The 19437-nt window shown below is 56.7% G+C and carries 23 protein-coding genes; 22 read left to right on the top strand and 1 reads right to left on the bottom strand.

Features of this window, described 5'->3' with window-relative positions:
• The first annotated feature begins 2 nt into the window (after window positions 1–2).
• The 16 genes from EB231_RS34565 (at window position 3) to EB231_RS34490 (ending at window position 10815) form a co-directional block, all read left to right on the top strand.
• Window positions 3–434, top strand: coding sequence for a hypothetical protein (locus EB231_RS34565; protein ID WP_172352697.1), 432 nt, complete (start codon window positions 3–5; stop codon window positions 432–434).
• Complete coding sequence (locus EB231_RS34560) at window positions 415–1980, top strand: terminase large subunit (RefSeq protein WP_172352696.1); 1566 nt, start codon at window positions 415–417, stop codon at window positions 1978–1980. The genes EB231_RS34565 and EB231_RS34560 overlap by 20 nt, the downstream gene beginning before the upstream one ends.
• Before the next feature lie 16 nt (window positions 1981–1996).
• Window positions 1997–3262 carry a phage portal protein gene (locus tag EB231_RS34555; protein WP_172352695.1) on the top strand — a complete coding sequence of 422 codons (1266 nt, stop codon included), beginning with the start codon at window positions 1997–1999 and terminating at the stop codon, window positions 3260–3262.
• Window positions 3263–3271: 9 nt separating this feature from the next.
• Window positions 3272–4384, top strand: coding sequence for a S49 family peptidase (locus tag EB231_RS34550; protein ID WP_172352694.1), 1113 nt, complete (start codon window positions 3272–3274; stop codon window positions 4382–4384).
• Window positions 4385–4393: 9 nt separating this feature from the next.
• On the top strand, window positions 4394–5614 hold the full coding sequence (locus EB231_RS34545) for a phage major capsid protein (protein WP_172352693.1): 1221 nt from the start codon (window positions 4394–4396) through the stop codon (window positions 5612–5614).
• Between the two features lie 50 nt (window positions 5615–5664).
• On the top strand, window positions 5665–5991 hold the full coding sequence (locus EB231_RS34540; protein WP_172352692.1) for a hypothetical protein: 327 nt from the start codon (window positions 5665–5667) through the stop codon (window positions 5989–5991).
• Window positions 5992–6152: 161 nt separating this feature from the next.
• Complete coding sequence (locus EB231_RS35475) at window positions 6153–6515, top strand: hypothetical protein (RefSeq protein WP_246740846.1); 363 nt, start codon at window positions 6153–6155, stop codon at window positions 6513–6515.
• A complete protein-coding gene (locus EB231_RS34530) occupies window positions 6502–6843 on the top strand; it encodes a head-tail connector protein (protein WP_172352691.1) in 342 nt (113 codons plus the stop codon). Before EB231_RS35475 ends, EB231_RS34530 begins: the two co-directional genes overlap by 14 nt.
• The gene (locus tag EB231_RS34525) at window positions 6843–7778 is read left to right on the top strand and encodes a hypothetical protein (RefSeq protein ID WP_172352690.1); all 936 of its coding nucleotides are present in this window, start codon (window positions 6843–6845) and stop codon (window positions 7776–7778) included. Before EB231_RS34530 ends, EB231_RS34525 begins: the two co-directional genes overlap by 1 nt.
• The gene (locus EB231_RS34520; protein ID WP_172352689.1) at window positions 7714–8337 is read left to right on the top strand and encodes a class I SAM-dependent methyltransferase; all 624 of its coding nucleotides are present in this window, start codon (window positions 7714–7716) and stop codon (window positions 8335–8337) included. Before EB231_RS34525 ends, EB231_RS34520 begins: the two co-directional genes overlap by 65 nt.
• 166 nt (window positions 8338–8503) lie before the next feature.
• Entirely contained in the window at window positions 8504–8896 is a 393-nt protein-coding gene (locus EB231_RS34515) for a head-tail adaptor protein (protein WP_172352688.1), read from the top strand.
• Complete coding sequence (locus EB231_RS34510) at window positions 8893–9360, top strand: HK97-gp10 family putative phage morphogenesis protein (protein ID WP_172352687.1); 468 nt, start codon at window positions 8893–8895, stop codon at window positions 9358–9360. Before EB231_RS34515 ends, EB231_RS34510 begins: the two co-directional genes overlap by 4 nt.
• Complete coding sequence (locus tag EB231_RS34505) at window positions 9341–9736, top strand: DUF3168 domain-containing protein (protein ID WP_172352686.1); 396 nt, start codon at window positions 9341–9343, stop codon at window positions 9734–9736. Before EB231_RS34510 ends, EB231_RS34505 begins: the two co-directional genes overlap by 20 nt.
• Window positions 9737–9815: 79 nt before the next feature.
• Window positions 9816–10253 (top strand): phage tail protein, encoded by a 438-nt coding sequence (locus tag EB231_RS34500; protein ID WP_172352685.1) that lies wholly within the window; start codon window positions 9816–9818, stop codon window positions 10251–10253.
• Window positions 10253–10636, top strand: coding sequence for a gene transfer agent family protein (locus EB231_RS34495; protein ID WP_172352684.1), 384 nt, complete (start codon window positions 10253–10255; stop codon window positions 10634–10636). Before EB231_RS34500 ends, EB231_RS34495 begins: the two co-directional genes overlap by 1 nt.
• A complete protein-coding gene (locus tag EB231_RS34490) occupies window positions 10633–10815 on the top strand; it encodes a hypothetical protein (protein ID WP_172347048.1) in 183 nt (60 codons plus the stop codon). The genes EB231_RS34495 and EB231_RS34490 overlap by 4 nt, the downstream gene beginning before the upstream one ends.
• Here the strand turns inward: EB231_RS34490 and EB231_RS34485 are convergent.
• The gene (locus tag EB231_RS34485; RefSeq protein WP_172352683.1) at window positions 10805–11068 is read right to left on the bottom strand and encodes a hypothetical protein; all 264 of its coding nucleotides are present in this window, start codon (window positions 11066–11068) and stop codon (window positions 10805–10807) included. The two genes, EB231_RS34490 and EB231_RS34485, sit on opposite strands and share 11 nt — an antisense overlap.
• Window positions 11069–11117: 49 nt before the next feature.
• Between EB231_RS34485 and EB231_RS34480 the strand changes: the two genes are divergently transcribed.
• The 6 genes from EB231_RS34480 (at window position 11118) to EB231_RS34455 (ending at window position 19437) form a co-directional block, all read left to right on the top strand.
• On the top strand, window positions 11118–13313 hold the full coding sequence (locus EB231_RS34480; RefSeq protein WP_172352682.1) for a tape measure protein: 2196 nt from the start codon (window positions 11118–11120) through the stop codon (window positions 13311–13313).
• A complete protein-coding gene (locus EB231_RS34475; protein ID WP_172352681.1) occupies window positions 13313–13918 on the top strand; it encodes a hypothetical protein in 606 nt (201 codons plus the stop codon). The genes EB231_RS34480 and EB231_RS34475 overlap by 1 nt, the downstream gene beginning before the upstream one ends.
• Window positions 13919–13946: 28 nt before the next feature.
• A complete protein-coding gene (locus EB231_RS34470; RefSeq protein ID WP_172352680.1) occupies window positions 13947–14513 on the top strand; it encodes a hypothetical protein in 567 nt (188 codons plus the stop codon).
• A 156-nt stretch (window positions 14514–14669) separates the two neighbouring features.
• Window positions 14670–15089 (top strand): DUF6950 family protein, encoded by a 420-nt coding sequence (locus tag EB231_RS34465; protein WP_172352679.1) that lies wholly within the window; start codon window positions 14670–14672, stop codon window positions 15087–15089.
• 27 nt (window positions 15090–15116) lie between these two features.
• Window positions 15117–17828, top strand: coding sequence for a phage tail protein (locus EB231_RS34460; RefSeq protein ID WP_172352678.1), 2712 nt, complete (start codon window positions 15117–15119; stop codon window positions 17826–17828).
• Between the two features lie 16 nt (window positions 17829–17844).
• Window positions 17845–19437: a hypothetical protein gene (locus EB231_RS34455; protein ID WP_172352677.1), complete on the top strand. Its 1593-nt coding sequence runs from the start codon at window positions 17845–17847 to the stop codon at window positions 19435–19437.

Here is a 19437-nt window from a genome sequence, read left to right as displayed (position 1 = left end):
TTATGGCTGTGCGCGGACGAAAGTCGGCGGCAAGCACTGAAATTACAATAACCTCTTCTGTGGAGGTTGTACAGCGCCCATTACCGCCAAGTGAATTAACGCCAGAACAATCTGACGAGTGGTGCGCGGTTGTTGACCGTATGCCTGCGGACTGGTTTCCGCGCGAGACGCAAGCGCTGCTTACGCAATATTGCCGGCACGTTGTTGCAGCCCGCCGTATCGCTCAACTGATCTCAAAGGCTGAGAAAGCAAAGGCTTTTGATGTCGACGCCTATGACAAGCTTCTGAAAATGCAGGAGCGCGAGGGGCGGGCAATTTCTTCGTTGTCGACGCGCATGCGCATCACGCAGCAGGCGACAGTTAGAGCGGAGCAGGCTCGCAAGCCGGGGCAAATAATTGCGCCATGGGAAGAAGATGGCGAAGAAGACGATTAGCCGTGCCGAGCGGAATATCCGTTGGCTAGAAAAGCATATTCGCATCCCAGAAGGGCGCTTCGTTGGTCAGCCACTAAAGTTGGCTGAGTTCATGAAGGAAGACCTTCGGGCTATTTACGACAACCCAAACGGGACACGTCGAGCTATCATCAGCCGTGGGCGAAAGAACGCCAAGACAACCGAATCGGCCATGATCCTCTTGCTGCACCTGTGCGGCCCGGAGGCGAAGCGGAATGCGCAATTGTATAGCGCAGCGCAGTCACGCGAGCAGGCCGCAATCTTGTTCGAACTTGCCGCCAAGATGATCCGCATGTCGCCTGTATTGAAGGCGTATGCATTCCCGAAGGACAGCGGCAAGCGCATTGTCTGCCCCGACTTGGGCACCGTCTACCGGGCGCTCTCTGCAGACGCATCTACGGCTTACGGCCTTTCGCCATCGTTGACTGTTCACGATGAGCTTGGCCAGGTCAAAGGTCCGCGGTCATCGCTGTATGATGCGCTCGAGACTGCCACCGCAGCGCAGAGCGAGCCGCTATCTATCATCATCTCGACGCAGGCGCCGACAGAGAACGACCTTCTGTCCATCCTGATTGACGATGCCGCTAAGGCGCGCGACCCGCGCACGGTGTTGCGGTTTCAGACCGCGCCAGAGGACATGGATCCTTTCACCGAGGCGGCTATCCGAGCGGCAAATCCCGCATTCGATCTGTTCATGAACCAAGAGGAAGTCTTAGGTATGATGGAAGATGCGCGCAATATGCCAGCGCGCGCTTCTGAGTTCGAAAACCTTGTCCTTAACCGGCGCGTCGAGACGAGCAATCCGTTCGTGTCGCGCAAGGTGTGGATGGAGAACGCCGCCGAGCCGAACCGAAACTTCAAAGGCAGGCCGGTTTACGGCGGGCTTGATTTGTCCGAAACGACGGACTTAACGGCCTTGGTGCTGGTGGCGCCGGAAACTGTCGATGGCGTTGTTGTGTGGGATGTGCGCCCGCACTTCTGGCTGCCAGGTGTCGGCCTTGATATCAAGGCGCGATTGGACCGCGTGGAATACGATGTTTGGGCGCGAGACGGGCTTCTTGATGCTGTGGCTGGTTCAAAGAGCATCGAGTACGAGTTCGTTGCGGAGTACCTGCGGGAAGTCTGCGATGACTATGACGTCAGGCAGATTGCCTTCGACAGATCGTATTTCAAGCACCTACGCCCTTGGCTAGCAAAGAAGGGTTTTGGCGACGAAGAGATAGAGGCAAAGTTCGTAGAGTTCGGCCAGGGCTTTGTGTCTATGTCGCCTGCTTTGCAAACGGCTGAAACTTTGCTTCTCAACAACCGCATTCGCCACGGAGACCACAAGGTTTTAACTATGTGCGCCGGTAACGCAGTCGTCAAAAAGGATGATGCGGGCAACCGCAAGCTGACCAAGGCGGGCAGCCGGGGTCGCATAGATGGCATGGTTAGTTTGGTGATGGCACTGGCCGTGGCCGAACAGCATTTGCCCGATGAAACCAACCTGGACGACTTCGTAAACAACATGATCACCGTCACTTGGTGATGAAACAGGAGCGGCCATGGGCCTATTCGATAGATGGCTTGGCCGCCCTATCGACCTGAATGCCGAGAGCGCGCCTTTCTGGCGCGGATTCTTTGGCTTGGGTACGACTAGCGGCGAGACGGTTACGTTTGACACAGCCATGCAGCTTGATGCTGTGTGGGCTTGTGTGAGGCTTATTGGCAATTCGGTAAGAACGCTCCCATGCCTTGTCTACAAGGACGACGGCGTAACGGTCGATAAGGAAAATCCGCTTTACGAACTAATGCACGACATGCCCAACATGGACAACACGGCGTCCGAGTTCTGGGGCATGGTTGCGCTGTGCCTGTGTCTTGACGGAAACTTCTTCGCAGAGAAGAAGATGTCTGGATCCAGACTGGTATCGCTGGAACCGTTTCACCCTCTCTGCGTCGATGTGAAGCGCGACGAGCGCAACAACCGTTACTACGAAGTGACGGAACGCATGACGGCCAATGGGAAGAAGGGCGGCAAGAGGCGCATTAACGAAGACAGGATGTTCCACGTCAGGGGCGAGTTGCTCCCCGGATGCGACCGAGGGCTTTCTCCTATCGGGATGGAGCGGAACATCATCGGCAATGCGCTTGCTGGCGAGAAGTCTGGCGCAAAAATGTACAAGGGCGGGTTGATATCGACTACGTTCTTAATGTCAGACCAAGTACTAAAGGCCGAGCAGCGCAAACAGATTGGCGATACGCTTAAGGGCGTCGTTGGTTCTGAGAATGCGGGCGGCGTTGCCGTCCTTGAGGCTGGTCTTAAACCTTATGCGATGAGCATCAACCCGAAAGACGCGCAACTTCTAGAGGCCCGCCAATATAGCGTCGAGCAGATTGCACGCATCTTCGGTGTTCCGCCTGTCATGATCGGTCACGCTGCAAACGGAACCACGACGTGGGGCAGCGGTATTGAGCAACTTATCCTGCAATTTACCAAGACGTGCCTCACGCCATTGCTTCGATCCATTGAGTCCGCCGTTTACCGCGACCTTCTGGACGCCAAGACGCGCAAGACGACCGTGGTAAAGTTTACGCTCGAGGGACTGCTTCGGGGCGATAGCGCGGCCAGGGCAGACTTTCTGTCCAAGATGGTTGGTGCTGGCATCTACACGCCAGACGAGGCCCGCGCTTACGAAAACAAGGCCAAGATGGAAGGCGGTGACAAGCTTATTGTCAACGGCACCATGACGCGACTGGATAAACTGGGCGAAGAGCCTGTTGTTCCGCCTGCCGCTAACCAAAACGCACCCACAACGCGCGCTGCTTAAGGGAAAAAGATGAAATTCAACCACCTTTTGGCGGCGTTTTGCGCCGAGCCATGGGCGATTCAGCGCGAGAAATTGGGCGTTTTGGCCGACATTCTCGTTGCTCGCGCCGAAGGCGAGAAACTGTTCTCGACGGAGATGGCAACCGCCATTTCCGACGCGAGGGCCAAGGAAATCGCGGAAATTGACGGAAAAGTTGCCGTTATCCCGGTTTATGGCGTTCTGGCGCAAAAAATGGACATGATGTCCGCCATGTCGGGCGGCACGTCGTATGCTGGGCTTAAAAAGTCGCTGCATTCCGCTTTGTCGAACGAAGACGTCAAGGCTATTGTCCTTGATATCGACAGCCCTGGCGGATCGGTGCCAGGAACCGAAGAATTGGCGACCGAAATTCGCCGTATTCGCGGCGGCGACAAGCCCATTATTGCGCAGGTCAATAGCCTTGCGGCCAGTGCCGCATACTGGATTGCGTCCAGTGCTGACGAGATCGTTGTTACGCCATCCGGGCGGGCTGGATCCATCGGCGTTTATACGGCGCATGAGGATGTTTCGGCAGCGCTCGAGAAGCGCGGCATCAAGCGCACCTACATTTCGGCCGGCTCGCACAAGGTTGAAGGCAATGAGACCGAACCGCTTGGCAAGGACACGCTGGCGTTCATTCAGGATGGCGTCAATCGCTCATACGGGCGCTTTGTGGCGGCTGTGGCGGAGGGGCGCGGTACGACTGTCGGTAAGGTCGAGGATGGCTTTGGGCAGGGCCGTGTGTTCTACGCTGAGCAGTTGATGGATCGCGGCATGGTTGATGCCGTGGCGACGATGGACGAGACGCTGGAGCGCTTTGGCGCCGATACTCAGCCCTCCTATGTGCGGCGCATTAAGGCGTCTAACCAGGCACGCGCAGTCGCCGCCGAAGCGCTGGCTGCAAAAATGGCTATTGGCGAGAAGATTACAATTCGCGAATTCGAGCATGGCATCAGGGGACTGATTGGCCTTTCGAAGTCGGAAGCAGAGCACGCTGCAAAGCTCTACTTCAAGGATAGTCAGGGGGAACCTGACGCAGATGCGGCAACTCTTGCCGCGCTAGACCGCCTGTTGGCGGCTGCGCGTTCTCCTCTGTTTAAATAGGAGCCATTCATGGCTGATAATGCACTTGCCGATAAGATCGGTGAGCTTGGTACTTCGCTTGCTTCCATCAAGGAGCAGGTTGGTAATCTCGGTGCCGACTTCACCGCTAAGCTCGCCGCAACCGGCGAAACCTCGGCGGAACTGAAGACTAAGGTCGACAAGGCTCTGACCGAGCTTGGTGAAGCCACCACGCGCGTTAGCGAGCTTGAAAAGCGCGCTGCCCGTGAGCGTGACGTTGTTGAGTCCGAAGGCATGGACCTCGGCGACCATCTGGTTGCGTCCGAGTCGTTCAAGAGCACCGACAAGTCGGGCGGCTGGCGCGGTGCCATTCGTGTCGGCGTTGACCGTGCGGACATCACCTCCGGCAACACCACCGTTGGTGCCGGTCGCTCGGCTGGCACGTCGCTGGTTCCCGGCGCTCGCGTTCCCGGCATCGTTACGCCTCCGAACCGTCAGCTTACCATCCGCGATCTGATTGCCCCCGGCCAGACCGCATCAAGCTCGGTCGAATACGTGAAGGAAACGGGCTTCACCAACAATGCCCGTCCGGTGACTGAAGGCGCGACCAAGCCCAAGTCTGACCTTACCTTCAACCTGTTCACCACTCCGGTGCGCACGATTGCCCATATCTTCAAGGCTTCGCGCCAGATCATGGACGACGCTCCGGCGCTGGCCAGCTATATCAACGCGCGCGGCACATATGGTCTGAAGTACGTCGAAGAGACGCAGCTTCTGAACGGCAATGGCACTGGCCAGAACCTCAACGGCATTCTGCCGCAGGCTACCGCGTTCGCTCCGGCGTTCAACGCCACTGGTGAAACCGCCATCGACCGCGTGCGCCTCGCACTCCTCCAGGTTATCCTGGCCGAGTACCCGGCAAGCGGCATCGTTCTCAATCCGATCGATTGGGCGCGCATCGAACTGACCAAGGACAGCGAAGGCCGTTACATCGTCGGCAACGCGCAGTCCCCGATTGGTCCGACGCTGTGGGGTCTGCCGGTTGTGCAGACGCAGGCGATGGCTGCTGGCGAGTTCCTGACTGGCGCCTTCAATCTCGGCGCACAGATCTTCGATCGCATGGGCGTCGAGGTTCTTCTGTCGACCGAGAACTCGGACGATTTCGAGAAGAACATGATGACGCTCCGCATCGAAGAGCGTCTGGCCCTTGCCGTGTATCGCCCCGAAGCCTTCGTGACTGGCGATATCGACACTATCACGACTGCGGCTTAACGGCCAAAGGGGCGGCTTTCGGGCCGCCCCACCTCTTCTCCGGAGCTATAATGAGAATCCAAGCCCTAAAGACCCTGCTTGACGGCAACGTCACCACAAAGAAGGGTACGGTTTACGAAGAGGACGACCACAAGGCTCGCGATCTCATAAACATGGGCTATGCGGTGCATTTGCCAGAGCCTGAAGATTCCGCTGCGGCTCCGATCGTCTTTCTGGCCGCAAATGACAACGCGGAGGACGGTAAGCCCAACGACCCTTTTATGGTGCCGCAAGCTGGTGGCCACGTTGGCTTGGAGAAACCTGCATCATCGTCGCAGGAGGACCAAGCGCGGCCGAAGCGGACTTACACGAAGCGCGCGGCAAGCACAAAGTCATAGTCGTAAACAACGGCTATCGGCTAGCGCCGTGGGCTGACGTTCTTTATGCCTGTGACTACGACTGGTGGGCGCACAATCAGGGCCGCACAGATTTTGCCGGCCTACGAATTGGCGGCGATGTACGAGACGGCAAATGGGGCGTTCGCCCTATCAAGATAGACATGCGCCGCGATGAAATCCTTGTGCATAAATTTGGCACAATAGGCATAGGCGGCAATTCGGGATTCCAGGCTTTAAACCTCGCTGCGCAATTTGGCTGCCGGAACATAATTCTGGTTGGGTACGACATGCACGACCGTGCCGGCATCCACTGGCACGGCAAGCATGGTGGTGGGCTTAATAATCCGTCGCGCACGAGCTTGGCGCGTTGGCGCGGCGTGATTGACGGTCAGGCGCCCTTGCTGGAGCGCATGGGCGTGCGCGTAATTAATGCGAGTCCAGACAGTGCGCTTACGGCATACCCAAAGATGACATTTAGCGCCGCGCTTGCGGCATGTACGGAGCGCGCCAGTGTCGTTGCTTGATATTGACTTGGTGAAGAAACACCTCCGCCTAGATTTCTTGGATGATGACGACACGATTGCGGCCTACCAGGCTGCCGCCGAAACCATCGTGACCGAATATGTTGACCGCGAAGTCTACGCCGAAGGGGGTGAGCCGTCTGGTGATGACGGAACGGCTATCGAAGTTACGCCAGCCATTACGGCGGCGGTTTTGCTACTCGTCGGCGACCTTTACGAAAATCGTGAGGCGGATCCAGAAAGCAAGGGTGATGCCGTGCTGCCGCGAGCCGTAAGGGCACTTCTGGCACCTTACCGTGTGTGGCGCACCATTGATGTGGAATGCGCCTAATGCTTGCCACCGAAAAGCGTCCGCTGCTAATCCGCGGAATGCACGGCCTCGGCGATAATCTCCACCAGCGGGCCGTAATTCGCCAGTTGATGCCGCGCTTCGACGTCTATCTCGAAAGCTCTTGGATTGCGCCATATCATGATTTGATTGCCGAGGGGCTGAAGGTTCTTCACAAGCGAACCGTGCTGCGGACGCAGACGAAAAACGCCGATAGGGAGCGCGGCCTGTTCTGGCGCGGCAGTGTGCCGATCGCCAGGCAAATGCAGATTTCCTACACGCCCGACTTGGTGCGCGAGTGCGGTTCTGTCTTGGCCGCGATGTGCCGCACCGCCGATGTGGGCTACGGGAAGGCCGATTTCCGCCTGCCTATCCCGGATGAATGGGCCGCACGCGCCGACAGGCTAATTGAATTCTGGCAGCCAACCAAGCCGATACTTGTTTACAGGCCTCTTAACGAGCGCACTGAGTGGGGCGGCTGCCAGGCAAGAAATCCGGATTATGACGCTTATGCGTCGCTTTTGGGGTCGATACGCGACAACTATTTCGTCGTTTCAGTGGCGGACTTGGTGCCTGGCAAGGAATGGATGGTTGGCCATCCGATCAAGGCCGATGTCGAATGCCACTCTGGCGAACTTGACTTTGAGACGTTGGCTGCGTTGGTCTCGCGTGCGGCCATGGTCTACTCCTCGCCTGGCTTTGCTGTGATCCTAGCGCAGGCTGTGGGCACCCCGGTTACATGCATATTCGGTGGCTATGAGGACTCGACGTCATTCGCCGGGGGCGCTCGCTACAGTCCTTATCTGGGTATTGATCCAATCAAGCCGTGCAAGTGCTTCAGTCACACGCATGACTGCCAAAAGGAAATAGATATTGGCGCCGCAACCGAACTTCTACAATCCTTTGTCGCTGCAAATTCCGGCCGTGACGCAGGATAGTATTGGCTGCACGCCAATCGATAAAACCGGTCTTAACACGCGGTTCATGAATCCTGGCGAGTTGGAAGCCGTTGTTGCGCTAGCGCGCTTGGCCAAGCCGAAGGTCGTTGTTGAGTTTGGCGTCAACGAAGGGCGCACAGCCAAAGCGCTGATGCTAAACATTGACACCATTGAGCGCTACGTCGGCATTGATGTGCCGCAAGGCTATGTCACAGACAAGGCTGTTCAACGGCGCGAGGTGCCTCAACAGCCAGCGCACTTCGCACTGGACGATCCGCGCTTCCGACTGCTGATTGCGCGCCGTGGTTCGCATGATTTGGCCGCCGACGATTTGCCCAAGTGCGACTTCGTGTTTATCGATGGCGATCACGGACGCGCTGGCGTTGTCAAGGATACCCTCTTGGCCACGCGCATTGTGCGCCCTGGCGGCATCATTGCCTGGCACGACTACCATCACCTCGGCACCGTCGACGTGCGCGAAGTCCTAGAAGAATATTACGACGCCGGCCGCCCAATCCAGCATGTGGAGGGGACATGGCTGGCCTTCATGAGGGTGTAAGCGTGTGGGTTAGGTTTATTGAGCCATACGACTATCGCCTGCCGTCTTCGACGGTGGCGTACAAGCCAGGCGACTACAATGTCCCACAACGATGCGCCACGCTGGCCGTACTCGCAGGCAGGGCTGTACGGCTGCGCAAAGACAACAAGAATGAGGAGCCGCAGCCGTGGCAAGAACCCGCAGTGGCCAACTCAATTGTCGCGTGAAATTTCAAGCGCGTGGCGATTCAACTGATGAGTACGGGAATCCCATTCCCGGCGGCGGCCAATGGGGCGACCAGTATGAATGCGCAGCACGCCTCCAGCCAATCTACGGCAGTAGCCAGAACGTTGAGGGCGTGTTTGCTTCCCGTTTGTCGGCCAAGCAGCCATACAACCTTATCGTTCGCAACTGCGCCGCTACGCGGGCTGTCCGAACGGACTGGCGTGTTGTTGATGCTCGGCAGGCGCAGGATGCGAATGGGGCGTCGCCGCGGGTGTTCAATATAAAAACCATTGTTGATCCTGGTGAGGATCGGGCCTGGCTCGAGTTTTTGGTGGTTGAGGGCGAGGCGTCGTGACAATTCTCGGCCTTGCCAGCCTCAATAAAAAGCTTAAGGCTTTGCCAAAGGCCGCCGAAGTTGCCATTAGCGCGGCCATGGCCAAGGGCGCGGATGAGATGGTTGCGCTCATGAAGTCGCTGGTTCCCGTGGACAGTGGCGAGTTGCGGGACAGCATCGCGTGGACTTGGGGAAATGCGCCAAAAGGGGCGCTGGCGATCGGCACGGTTACGTCGACTGACGGCAAATTAACAATTACCATTTATGCCGGTGACAGTGAGGCATTCTACGCGCGCTGGGTCGAATTTGGGACTAAAGCGCATATTGCCGGTGGCAAGTTTGCGGGCGCGCAGATACCCGCTATCCCGGCACATCCATTTTTCTTCGTGTCGTTTCGCGCGCTCCGCAAGAGAACCAAGTCACGCATTACCCGTGCAATAAATAAGTCAGCAAAGCAGGTAGCCAATGGCGGATCCGGTCCTTGATCTTCAAGGCGCTATCATCGCGCGCCTGCGTGCGGATGCGACCGTTATCTCCCTGGTGGGCGCAAAGGTCTATGATGTGCCTCCTGCGGCGGCTGTGGAGCCGTATGTCAGCATGGGGCCGTCAAGTTACCAACCCGACTACACGGACTGCATCACTGGCGGCGAGGTAATTATCCAAATCGACGCATGGTCAATAGCGGCCAGCCAAGACGAGGTGCGCAAGATCGCCGATGCTGTTCGCAGGGCGATGCGCGCTGACTTTACCCTTCTGCATACCGCGCTTGTCTCATTGGAGCATTGGCGCACTGACTATCTTGTCGACGGCACGTCAAAGCATGCTTCGATTAGGTTTACGGCGTTTATCGAAGAATCGTAAGCGCACTTAAGGCACCAAAACAAACAACCTTACGGCCTGCCATTCGGCGGGCCTTTTTCTTATCAGGAAAGGCCACTAAATGGCACAGGCTTCTACCATCAAGGGCGGCAAAATCCGCATTATGTTGAGTGACGGCGCTTCGCCCGCAGTTTACACGGCGCCTTGCGGGCTTACGCAGCGCGGACTGACGCTCACCAAGGCGCTAAACGAAGTCACAATCCCCGACTGTGACGATCCGGACGCTGTGGCGTGGCTTGGCCGCGATGCAGCCTCGCTGTCTATGTCGATTAGCGGTCAGGGCGTGCTTGCTTCCGAGTCTATCGAGGCTTGGATGGATGCAGCCGAGAGCGTCGACTCCATTGACGCCAAGGTTGAGATTGAGTTCCCCGCGACGACGTACACCTACACCGGCAAAATGCACGTTGAATCGCTCGAGATTGGCGCGAACAACGGCGAGCGGGCGACCATCACTATTAGCATGCAGTCTGACGGAGAAATGGTCAGGACGTCTGCCTAATGTCGCGTGACGCTCGCGTTGAAATGGACTGGGCGGACGGCGCGTATGCCTTCCGCCTGGCGTGGGGGCAACTGGCCGAGCTGCAAGAGAAATGTAATGCTGGCCCTTACGTTGTTCTGAACAGACTCCATAGTGGACAGTGGCTAGTTGAGGATATCAGCAACGTAATTCGGTTAGGGCTAATCGGCGGTGGCATGCCCCCCGTTGACGCTCTGAAAAAGGTTCGCGCCTACGTTGAGGATCGTCCGCCACTAGAAAGCATCATCATTGCGCAGATTGCGCTTGGCGCCGCTCTAACCGGCGCACCGGAGGAGAGCGTGGGGGAAACAGAAGCGGCAAATCCAGCGGAGAGCGAATTGACGACCTCCCCAACGGAAAGTTGAGGTTTGCCGCCATTTACGGAACCGGTGCCGCTATCGGGTTCACGCCGCAGCAGGTCAATGAAATGTCTCCCTGGCAGTATCTTGCCGCCGTGGATGGCTACATTAAAGCCAACTCGTCAGATGACGGCGAACTTACCGCCAAGGAAATAGATGAATTGTGGGACTGGCTTAAGGCTTAGCTGCAAACTCGTCTGGTATGCAAGTCACGGATCCGCCAGACAGGACGCCGGCAGCCGCCTTTAGGCTGACCTTCATGGATTCGCATTCGTACTTGGGAAGTCCCTTCGCAGCGACGTTCTCCGCATTGCCAATAGCGTGGACAAGGCTAAAGCCCTCTATTTGAGCCTTGCTTGGCGTCGGCTTCAGTCCGCCCATCGAATGGACGGCAATGGCGACGACAGCCGCAGTCACAAACAAACCTTTGATACGCATATCCAAGCCCCTTGGTGTTGCCACCTCTATATATAACAGGCGGATATAAATGGCAACTGATTTAGAGCGCCTTGTCGTTCAGCTTTCCGCAGATGTTAAGCAGTACAATAACGCGCTGAACAAAGCGTTTAGCAACACAAACTCAACTGCGCGCAAAATCGAGTTGCGTTTTGCAGCGATGAACAAGAAATTGTCATCTCAGTTTGCGTCGCTAGGTGGGTTGCTTGGCAAGGGCTTAGCAATTGCTGGCGTAGGAGGTGGCATAAGCGGTGCTCAGGCGCTTATAGATAGCGCAATCAAAATTCAGAATGCGCTCAATGTCGCCGGCCTTTCGGGCCAAGATTTGACGAAAGTTTATGACGAACTTTTTGCCAGCGCACAAAAGAACGCCGCGCCTTTCGAGTCGTTGGTTACGCTTTACAGCCGCGTGTCCTCGGCCTCAAAGGAGTTGGGCGCAAACTCGAGCCAAGTAGCGACATTTACCGATAATGTAGCCAAGGCACTTCGCCTTACGGGCGGAAGCGCAGAGGAATCGCGTGGCGCTTTGCTGCAGCTCTCGCAAGCCATGGGCGGAAGCGTTATCCAGGCGCAAGAGTACAACTCTCTTATCGACGGTCTCCGGCCGCTGTTGCAGGCTGCTGCGTCGGGACTAAAGGAAGCGGGCGGGTCTGTCGGCGAACTAACGCAGTTGGTGAAATCTGGCAAGGTCTCCAATAAGGCGTTTTTCGACGCAATCGAGGCTGGCTCGTCTATATTGGATGACAAGCTTTCCGGGTCTGTTTTCACGATATCTCAGGGATTTGAAATTCTTCAAAACTCTCTCGTTAAGGCAGCTGGCAAATTCAACGATTCCACAGAGGCAAGTAAGCACTTCGGCAGCGCATTGCTTGCCATGGCGGACTTTATTGACCAGATTGATTTCGATGGATTCCTAAGCAAGCTTGACGAAATCGTAAACCGGCTTCAGCCTGTTGCCGATGTTCTAAATTACATTAACAGTTTCTCTGAGAAGCTTCGTGAGCACCCCCTTATCGATTTGAGCGGGTCGAACGTCGACACAGATCCTATAAAGACGAAGATTGCCGATCTTCAAAAGACCGTTAAAGCATTGCAGGAAGCTATCGCGTTCAACACGCAAATGGGCATCGACACCTCTGTGGTGGAGAAGCAGCTTGCGGGCGTGCTGGCGCAGATAAATGCCATAAGGGCCTCATCGCCAGGGGCAGTTCAGGATAGCTCACCGCGCGCTTATCAGATGGGCACACCGGGAGACCCTAACGCCCTTGCGCAGATACCCACTCCGGGCCAAGCGGCTATCAAGCAGGTATCCTTGGCAGACTATCCCATTAAGCCGACGAAGACACCTAAATCGCACGCCCCAAAGAAAACGGCCGACGACCGCTTCGCCGAGGACATTCAGAACATTAAGGACCGCACGGCTGCTCTAGCCGAAGAGCAGGCTGCGTTGGGCTTATCATTCTATGCCCAGCAAAAGCGCAAGGTATCGCTCGACCTAGAGCAAACCGCGCTCAAGCAGGTCCGCGAGGAAGCTAGAAAGAAGGGCGATAAGGACTGGCAGAACGCGCAACTGTCACCGGCTCAGGTAAAGGCCATTGACGATGTTTCGGATGCCTACGCACGGCAAGCCGACGAACTGCGCAAAGCGCAGGAGATGTACGACCTACAAAAGGACGTCATAAAAAGCGCGTTCGACGGTCTTAGGTCTGCTCTTGAGGATGGTAAACTATCGTGGGAAGACTTTGGCAATATTGCCAATAGCATTCTCGACAAGATCATCGACAAGATCGAGAATGATCTAGTCGACGCCATTCTGCAGGCAAGTTCGGCAGGCGGTGGCGGTGGCGGCATACTTGGCGGAGCGCTTAGTTGGCTTACGGGCAGTAGTGGTGGCGGCAGTGATCCAGGCATTATCGGTGCTTTGGGGTTGCGGGCCAATGGCGGCCCTGTCTCTGCCGGCCAGCCTTACATCGTCGGTGAGAAACGGCCAGAGTTGTTCGTACCCAATACGAGCGGGACGATTGTGCCGCGCGTGCCGTCTATTACGGGCGGTGGCGGTAATGCATTTGCGCCGGTAGTCACCTTCGCGCCCACCATCCAAGTTCAAGGCGGTCAGGGCGATGCCGGCGAGCAGGTTACGGCCGCGCTCAAGAAGTTTGACCGCGAATTTACGCCGAAAGTCGTCAAAGCGCTGCGGGAAGCAAAACAGCGAGGAATGGTTAGCTGATGAGCACAATCGCACTTCCCGCCGTCCCCTTCCAGGCCGCCTATCCGCAAATCGTCAGATCGGACTCGGTATCTCGCTCCGGCCAAAAGGTTATGGCCGTCATTGAGTATGCTGATCCGGTCTGGCAGATAAACATGAAGACAGTGCCTCTTAGGGCCTCGGAGCGCCTCTTGGTTGAGGCGTTCCGCGACGCTGCGCGGGGCGGCCTGCAAACCGTTCTATACACGCCTAAGCACATGTGCGTGCCGCAAGCTTATTGGGGTGATGCCGGCAACACGGCTCTGTCGAACAATGGCAACCTGGTTTCGATTACCGGCAATTCGCTGGTGATTAACAGCGTCGACAACGGCTTGACACTCGGTCCCGGCGATCTGATCTCGGCGACGACTGGCGAATATAATTCGCTGTTTCGTGTTCAGACGGGTGCGGTTGCTGCCAGCAACACGATGACGATTACCGTTGAGCCTACAGTGCCGTCATACATCACGGCAGGCGCCGTTGTCCGGTTCAAGAATCCGCTTGCCAATATGCGGTGCGTCTCGTTCGACATTACGGATGATTTGATGCCTACGGCTTCGTTCACTCTGGTTGAAATACCCAAATAGGCGCCAGCGGCAAGCCCAGGGACAACTAATGACCTTCCCAACTCGTCTACAGGACGTCCTTGAAGAAGGGCGGGCCATCATCCGATCGGGCGTCAAGATCGTCTGCACCACAGGAACCTACGGCTTCTGGAACGGCAAGGGCGACATAACGATTGGCGGCCAACTTTATTGGCCGAACTCGATAATTACCGTGTCCGAACCCGTATATGGCTTGGGCACGGCTGCATCGACGTTTACAGTCGAGCTAGTGGCGCAACGCGACAGTGGTCTAACGCCTGACAAGCTTCTGCTCATAGAGGATGAGGGCTACAAGGACGCGCCAACGACGGTCTATGATTTCTATTTCGATCCTGATGACCATTCGTTTCTGCATGCCGAGCCTGGGGCCTACGGCTTCATTGATACAGTCGACCACTCGCGCGATAGCGGTGAGCAGAAACTAATCGCAAACGTGCGCTCTGGAGCCATCGCCAACCATCGCGACGGCTACCGCACGGCAAGCCACGAAGATCAACAATTGGTTTTGGCTGGCGATATGTTTTTCCAGTACGCCTCGAAAGTCCAGCACGAGAGTTTCGACATCTCGTTCGACTAGGGGCCGCAGTGAAGAGGCCAACACCACTGCTCATTAAGCGGCTTGTCGGGCTCGCGCATATTAAACTTAAGCCTTGCCATGTGCCGCCGATACCCAACCAGGCTGTTGACGTCGGCGTCTCCGGTTCAACTAGCCACCCGTCACTAAGGACAACCCATGCTTACCCTAACCCGGTTGCCCGATTGGGACCGGCGCCTTGCGCGCGTGGTCAATGAGCACAGAAAGACTCCAGGCGAATGGGGCGTGTCCGATTGCCTGCTTACCGTGATGGACGCAGTTGTCGCCGTTACCGGCTTTGATCCCGCAGAGGATATCCGTGGCGGCAAATACAGCACCCCGGCAGGCGCCACTAAGATCCTGCTAAAGCGCGGTTTTGCCGATGTCGAGGCAGCTCTTGCAAGCCTATTCCAGCCCGTAGCAACGCTTATGGCGCAGCGCGGAGATGTTGGCGTTATCGAGCGCGATGGCGTGCTGTCCTGCGGATTTATCTGTGATCGCGGCTTTGCCGTGAAGGACGAACGCGGACTGTCGTTTGTGCCGCAAACCGAAATTAAGGCCGCCTTCAAGGTCGGCTGACCGCCACCCACATTGATTGGATAACCTATGGGCTTTCTTGTCCCGCTGTTCACTACTGTGTTCAGCGCGGTCGGGCTGGGTGGCGTCGCATCCTGGCTTGGCGGCTCCACCATCCTTGCCGGCCTTGCGCGCTTCGGTCTCGGCCTTGCCGCCAAGTATCTGATTGGCGCGCTTATCCCGCAGCCAAAGCCGCAAGCGCAGACGTCGCAGCTTGACACCGCCTATGGTGAGGATCTGTCGCGCTCCGTTGCGATGGGAAAGGTTGGAACGGCTGGCCACCTTGTTTACCGTAACGCTTTCGGCTCCGGCAATCGCAACATTCAAGACGTCTATATTCTTTCCAATTTCCTTGTCACAGGCATTACGCGCGTTCGTTACAAGGGTGCATGGTGTCTGCTTGGCGGCACCGAGGATACCACTCGCGGATTCAGGATTCAGGGCATCGATTCCGAAATATGGGTCAAGCTCTACAAAGGCACAATGACGCAAACGGCCGATGCAGGTCTGATTGCGAGATCCAATCCATCAGGCCGCTGGACGTCCGCGCACAAGGGCGCGGGCATAGCTTACGCTATTGTCACGCAGTATCTCAATCGCGAGCATTTGCAGCAGCCGTGGGATGCGTTCTTTGAGGTTCAGGGAGCACCTCTTTACGACTGGCGCAAGGACACGACCGTTGGCGGTTCCGGCTCGCACCGTTGGTCCGATCAAAGCACGTGGGAGTTTTCCGAAAACCCGGTGCTAATGGCATATGCGCTCGAGCGCGGCATCTTCAACGGTACGGAGATGATGGTTGGCAAGGGCGTCAAGTCATCGCGTTTGCCGCTGGCTAATTGGACGATTGCCGCTAACATTTGCGATGAAACGGTTGGCGGTGGCGTGCGCTACTCTGCCGGCCTTATCCCTGCGGCAGGATCGGGCGTTACGCATGACCAGAACATGCAGCCATTGCTTGAGGCGTGTGCTGCAACATGGGTCGAAGACGCTTCTGGCGAATATCCTATTGTTGGCGCCGCGCAATCATTGGTGCTCACATTCACCGATGACGATATCATGGTGGATGAGCCGTTCCGGTTCTCTGTAAAGCGCACGAAGTCGGAACTCATCAATACGCTTGCTGGCACATATTTCGAGCCCAGCAATTTCTATGCGCAGACACCATTCACCGTGCGGGTCGACGGCCCGGCATTAGCAGAGGACGGTGAGCGCCTTGCGGTTTCAATTCCGTATGATGCGGTCAACAGATCCGACGTCGCTGATCGCCTGGCGGATATTGCCTTCAAGGCTAGCCGCTATCAGGCGAATGGTGAAATCTGCATTAATCCGAAGTATCTAGCCGACGCCCAAGTTGGGCGTTGGGTGGAGTGGGATTCTGCAGCCTACGGAACGCGAACTTTCCAGATTATGGAAAAGCGGCTTGGCCCGTTTGGCGACAAGGCCACGCGCAATATCTATCTGACACTGCAGGAAGTCGGCGAGGGTATTTTTGACGGCACCGCCTATGTGACGGTTCCTGTTTTGACGGATCCACCAGGCGATCCGGATTACGCTTCGTCAGCTTCTAACTTTGGCGCCATCGGCGTTCAGATTAAGACGGCCGGCTCGACCGATCGCAAGGCGGCTATTCGTTTCTCGTGGGATGCGTTCGATGACGTGACGGTAAGCGCCGTTGACGTCGAGTACCGCCCAGAAGCGGTTGGTGTCACAGTATCGATAGCGTCGCCAGGTGTCATCACCTGGCCGAACCACAGTCTGTCGGCTGGCGACTTGTTCTATCTAGCGACGACTGGCGCCTTGCCAACTGGCTTGACGCCTGACAGCCCGCTTTACGTGAAGACGGTATTGACGGCAGGCACTTTTACCGCGGCACTCACGCCCGGTGGAACTGCCATCATTACGACTGGCACGCAATCGGGCATTCACAGCGGGTACGTGAACAGCATCGTCAAGCGGGCCGAAATGCCTGTGCAGGTGCTTACCGTCTCCGAGGGCGTGTTGCCTAGCAAGACATACGAGTATCGCCACAGGATCATCACCAGCCCGCCTCGCGCCACGTTCTTTACGGCGTGGGGGCAGGTGTCGACGCCGACCGATGTGTTTGACGTGTCGGTGGACCTGGCGCAGACGCAGCAGGATATAAGGGACTTCCTGACCTCGCTGTCGCTGGGGTTGCAGGATGCCCGCGACAAGCTTGCGCAATTGGCTGCCGCGGCAACTGAGAACGCGGGTCGGCAAGTCCAAGACAACTCTGTGGCAGCCAGAACAGCGCGAGCCAACGCGGCTGCGTTTACCGAACTGACTGCCGATATCACGGAGTTGGGCGGAGAGATTACCGCTGTCGCGACTGCCGTAACTGGCGTTTCAGCCTCAGTCGACAGTCTGTCCGCTTCTGGCTTGTTTCAGCTTAGGGCGGAGGCTGGGACTGGCGATGTCGTGTCGCGCATGGTGGCCGAGGTTCGCGCCAGCGTAAGTGATGTGTGGGTGTCTGCAGGCTGGGTCATCGAGGCGGGATTTACGGGTGGCAATCCTGCCGCCCCGTTCTCCAACTTCATTATCAACGCCAGCAAGTTCGTCGTCACTGACGGAACGAACACAGGCACACCACTGACCTTCTCTGGCGGAACGCTGAAGTCTCTGGTGGCCAACATCGGCACGGTTACGGCCGGCCTTCTGCAAAGCGCCGATGGCTCCGTGAAGCTGGATCTGAACAACGGCTTCTTCTCGATCTCCGTACCTTAAAATCAATGGGTGGCGAATGCCAAATCTGGCAATTGGCGAACGGTCTGGTGTGCCGTTCGCCAAAATCATGAAGAGCAACAGCGACGATCCGCTGACAACGCCAAATACGGACACCGGGAAGTTCTACTTTAACTCCGAGTTCCAGAAGGTTGGGTATATCCGGGATATTTTCGTTATTGAACCGGATTTCACGACATATCCACCTACAGGAAGCAACATCAATCCGACCGAATATTTCTATCCTCCAGGCAGCAACAAGAATAACTGCCAGATACTCATCCAAGCTTTCACCGTCAGTGGGCGCCAATATCAACGGTGGAATTACTTCCTGGAATATTTCGCCGCGGTGTACGGCTATACGTTCATGCCGCTGGTCGAAATGCGCCAGGTGATCAACTACACGACAAATCAATTCCAAGGACCGCACGTTGACATTAGCAATTCCGGCGCGAGCAATGGCAACACGGCGTCATATTCGAGCTATGACTGCGAAACGAACAGGGTGATCGACACTGGTTCGAATGGTGGACCTTCCGGACGAAACAGGCCGGCCGTCTTCGCTTTCGTTTCAAGTTCCAATGCAGCACCCGCCATCAGGCGCGTGCTTGCGACCGTGTTCGACCTGCCGATGCATGACGAGGCGATTCCGGATAATTCCGCCGCGCCCGCTTCGGGGCAGGAAGTCGTGCGATTTGATAAGGTGTCGCCGGGCATAGCAAGAGTGGCGCTGGCTGGGCGCACCGTAACGGATTCTGACGCTGGTCACTATATCCTGCATGAGGATAGAATCCCAGCAAAGGTCATGGCGACGGGAACAGTCACGGTTGGTGCATTGGCGACTGTTGTTATAACAACGCGACTGCCGCTAACCGAACTTACTTATATGGACTACCTTGTTAAGAAGTCCACCGAAAGCACGTATTGGTCGCCTCCGTACATCGACAACATCTTCGCTAACGCCAACGATTTCTCTTACACGGTTTCCGGCTCAACAGTAACGATTGTCAGCAATTGCAGCCAGTCAATGGATATCGTCTATGTGATATACGCTGATAGCGGCGAGGCTCCGACGACCGGAGGCAAGAAGATATTTTTGAAGGGCAATGATGGCATTGGCGATTATGTCCAGGTAAAGCGTCCGGGATCTTCCGACCTCGGCCCGAACCTAAGCGACATCATGCTCGACACGCGGCTGACCTATCTGCCGATTCTGGCGGAAGGGTTTCTCACTTGGACGACTGATTTCCCGACTGTCATATCCGGAAGTGACTTGTTCAAAGGCGTTCGCAAGGCGACCATAACGGTGCCAAACCCCAATGGCCTTCTGCTCTTTCCCAAAGTTGGCGCGATCTACAATCCGCCAGGGGTTCTGTCTGCCTTCGATGAGCCGTCCGCGCTATGGGGCCAGCACCGCGTCTTTACCAACAACGGCACATGGCAGGGGCAAACGTCAGGTTACTCGACGTGGGCCAACCCAACGTCCTCAACAAGCGTAGACATATACGCATCTGGCAACAACCCTTGGACAATCCAGCCTAGCGCTTCGTTCTGGAGTTCGCAGCTTAAGGGCGCCAGGTACTACATCTTCGGCGTGCCGCAAAGCCTATAA

The sequence above is a fragment of the Mesorhizobium sp. NZP2298 genome (genome assembly GCF_013170825.1).
Taxonomy (GTDB): Bacteria; Pseudomonadota; Alphaproteobacteria; order Rhizobiales; family Rhizobiaceae; genus Mesorhizobium.
The sequence above is the reverse complement of the archived record's forward strand: the minus strand, read 5'-3'. Positions and strand labels throughout refer to the sequence as shown.

What these genes read in the sequence shown, in the direction of transcription:
- EB231_RS34505 (WP_172352686.1), top strand. Translation starts at nt 9,341, where the DNA reads ATGGCGGATCCGGTCCTTGATCTTCAAGGCGCTATCATCGCGCGCCTG.
- EB231_RS34500 (WP_172352685.1), top strand. Translation starts at nt 9,816, where the DNA reads ATGGCACAGGCTTCTACCATCAAGGGCGGCAAAATCCGCATTATGTTG.
- EB231_RS34560 (WP_172352696.1), top strand. Translation starts at nt 415, where the DNA reads ATGGCGAAGAAGACGATTAGCCGTGCCGAGCGGAATATCCGTTGGCTA.
- EB231_RS34475 (WP_172352681.1), top strand. Translation starts at nt 13,313, where the DNA reads ATGAGCACAATCGCACTTCCCGCCGTCCCCTTCCAGGCCGCCTATCCG.
- EB231_RS34565 (WP_172352697.1), top strand. Translation starts at nt 3, where the DNA reads ATGGCTGTGCGCGGACGAAAGTCGGCGGCAAGCACTGAAATTACAATA.
- EB231_RS34455 (WP_172352677.1), top strand. Translation starts at nt 17,845, where the DNA reads ATGCCAAATCTGGCAATTGGCGAACGGTCTGGTGTGCCGTTCGCCAAA.
- EB231_RS34460 (WP_172352678.1), top strand. Translation starts at nt 15,117, where the DNA reads ATGGGCTTTCTTGTCCCGCTGTTCACTACTGTGTTCAGCGCGGTCGGG.
- EB231_RS34465 (WP_172352679.1), top strand. Translation starts at nt 14,670, where the DNA reads ATGCTTACCCTAACCCGGTTGCCCGATTGGGACCGGCGCCTTGCGCGC.
- EB231_RS34525 (WP_172352690.1), top strand. Translation starts at nt 6,843, where the DNA reads ATGCTTGCCACCGAAAAGCGTCCGCTGCTAATCCGCGGAATGCACGGC.
- EB231_RS34555 (WP_172352695.1), top strand. Translation starts at nt 1,997, where the DNA reads ATGGGCCTATTCGATAGATGGCTTGGCCGCCCTATCGACCTGAATGCC.
- EB231_RS34540 (WP_172352692.1), top strand. Translation starts at nt 5,665, where the DNA reads ATGAGAATCCAAGCCCTAAAGACCCTGCTTGACGGCAACGTCACCACA.
- EB231_RS35475 (WP_246740846.1), top strand. Translation starts at nt 6,153, where the DNA reads ATGCGCCGCGATGAAATCCTTGTGCATAAATTTGGCACAATAGGCATA.
- EB231_RS34550 (WP_172352694.1), top strand. Translation starts at nt 3,272, where the DNA reads ATGAAATTCAACCACCTTTTGGCGGCGTTTTGCGCCGAGCCATGGGCG.
- EB231_RS34480 (WP_172352682.1), top strand. Translation starts at nt 11,118, where the DNA reads ATGGCAACTGATTTAGAGCGCCTTGTCGTTCAGCTTTCCGCAGATGTT.
- EB231_RS34470 (WP_172352680.1), top strand. Translation starts at nt 13,947, where the DNA reads ATGACCTTCCCAACTCGTCTACAGGACGTCCTTGAAGAAGGGCGGGCC.
- EB231_RS34545 (WP_172352693.1), top strand. Translation starts at nt 4,394, where the DNA reads ATGGCTGATAATGCACTTGCCGATAAGATCGGTGAGCTTGGTACTTCG.
- EB231_RS34485 (WP_172352683.1), bottom strand. Translation starts at nt 11,068, where the DNA reads ATGCGTATCAAAGGTTTGTTTGTGACTGCGGCTGTCGTCGCCATTGCC.
- EB231_RS34495 (WP_172352684.1), top strand. Translation starts at nt 10,253, where the DNA reads ATGTCGCGTGACGCTCGCGTTGAAATGGACTGGGCGGACGGCGCGTAT.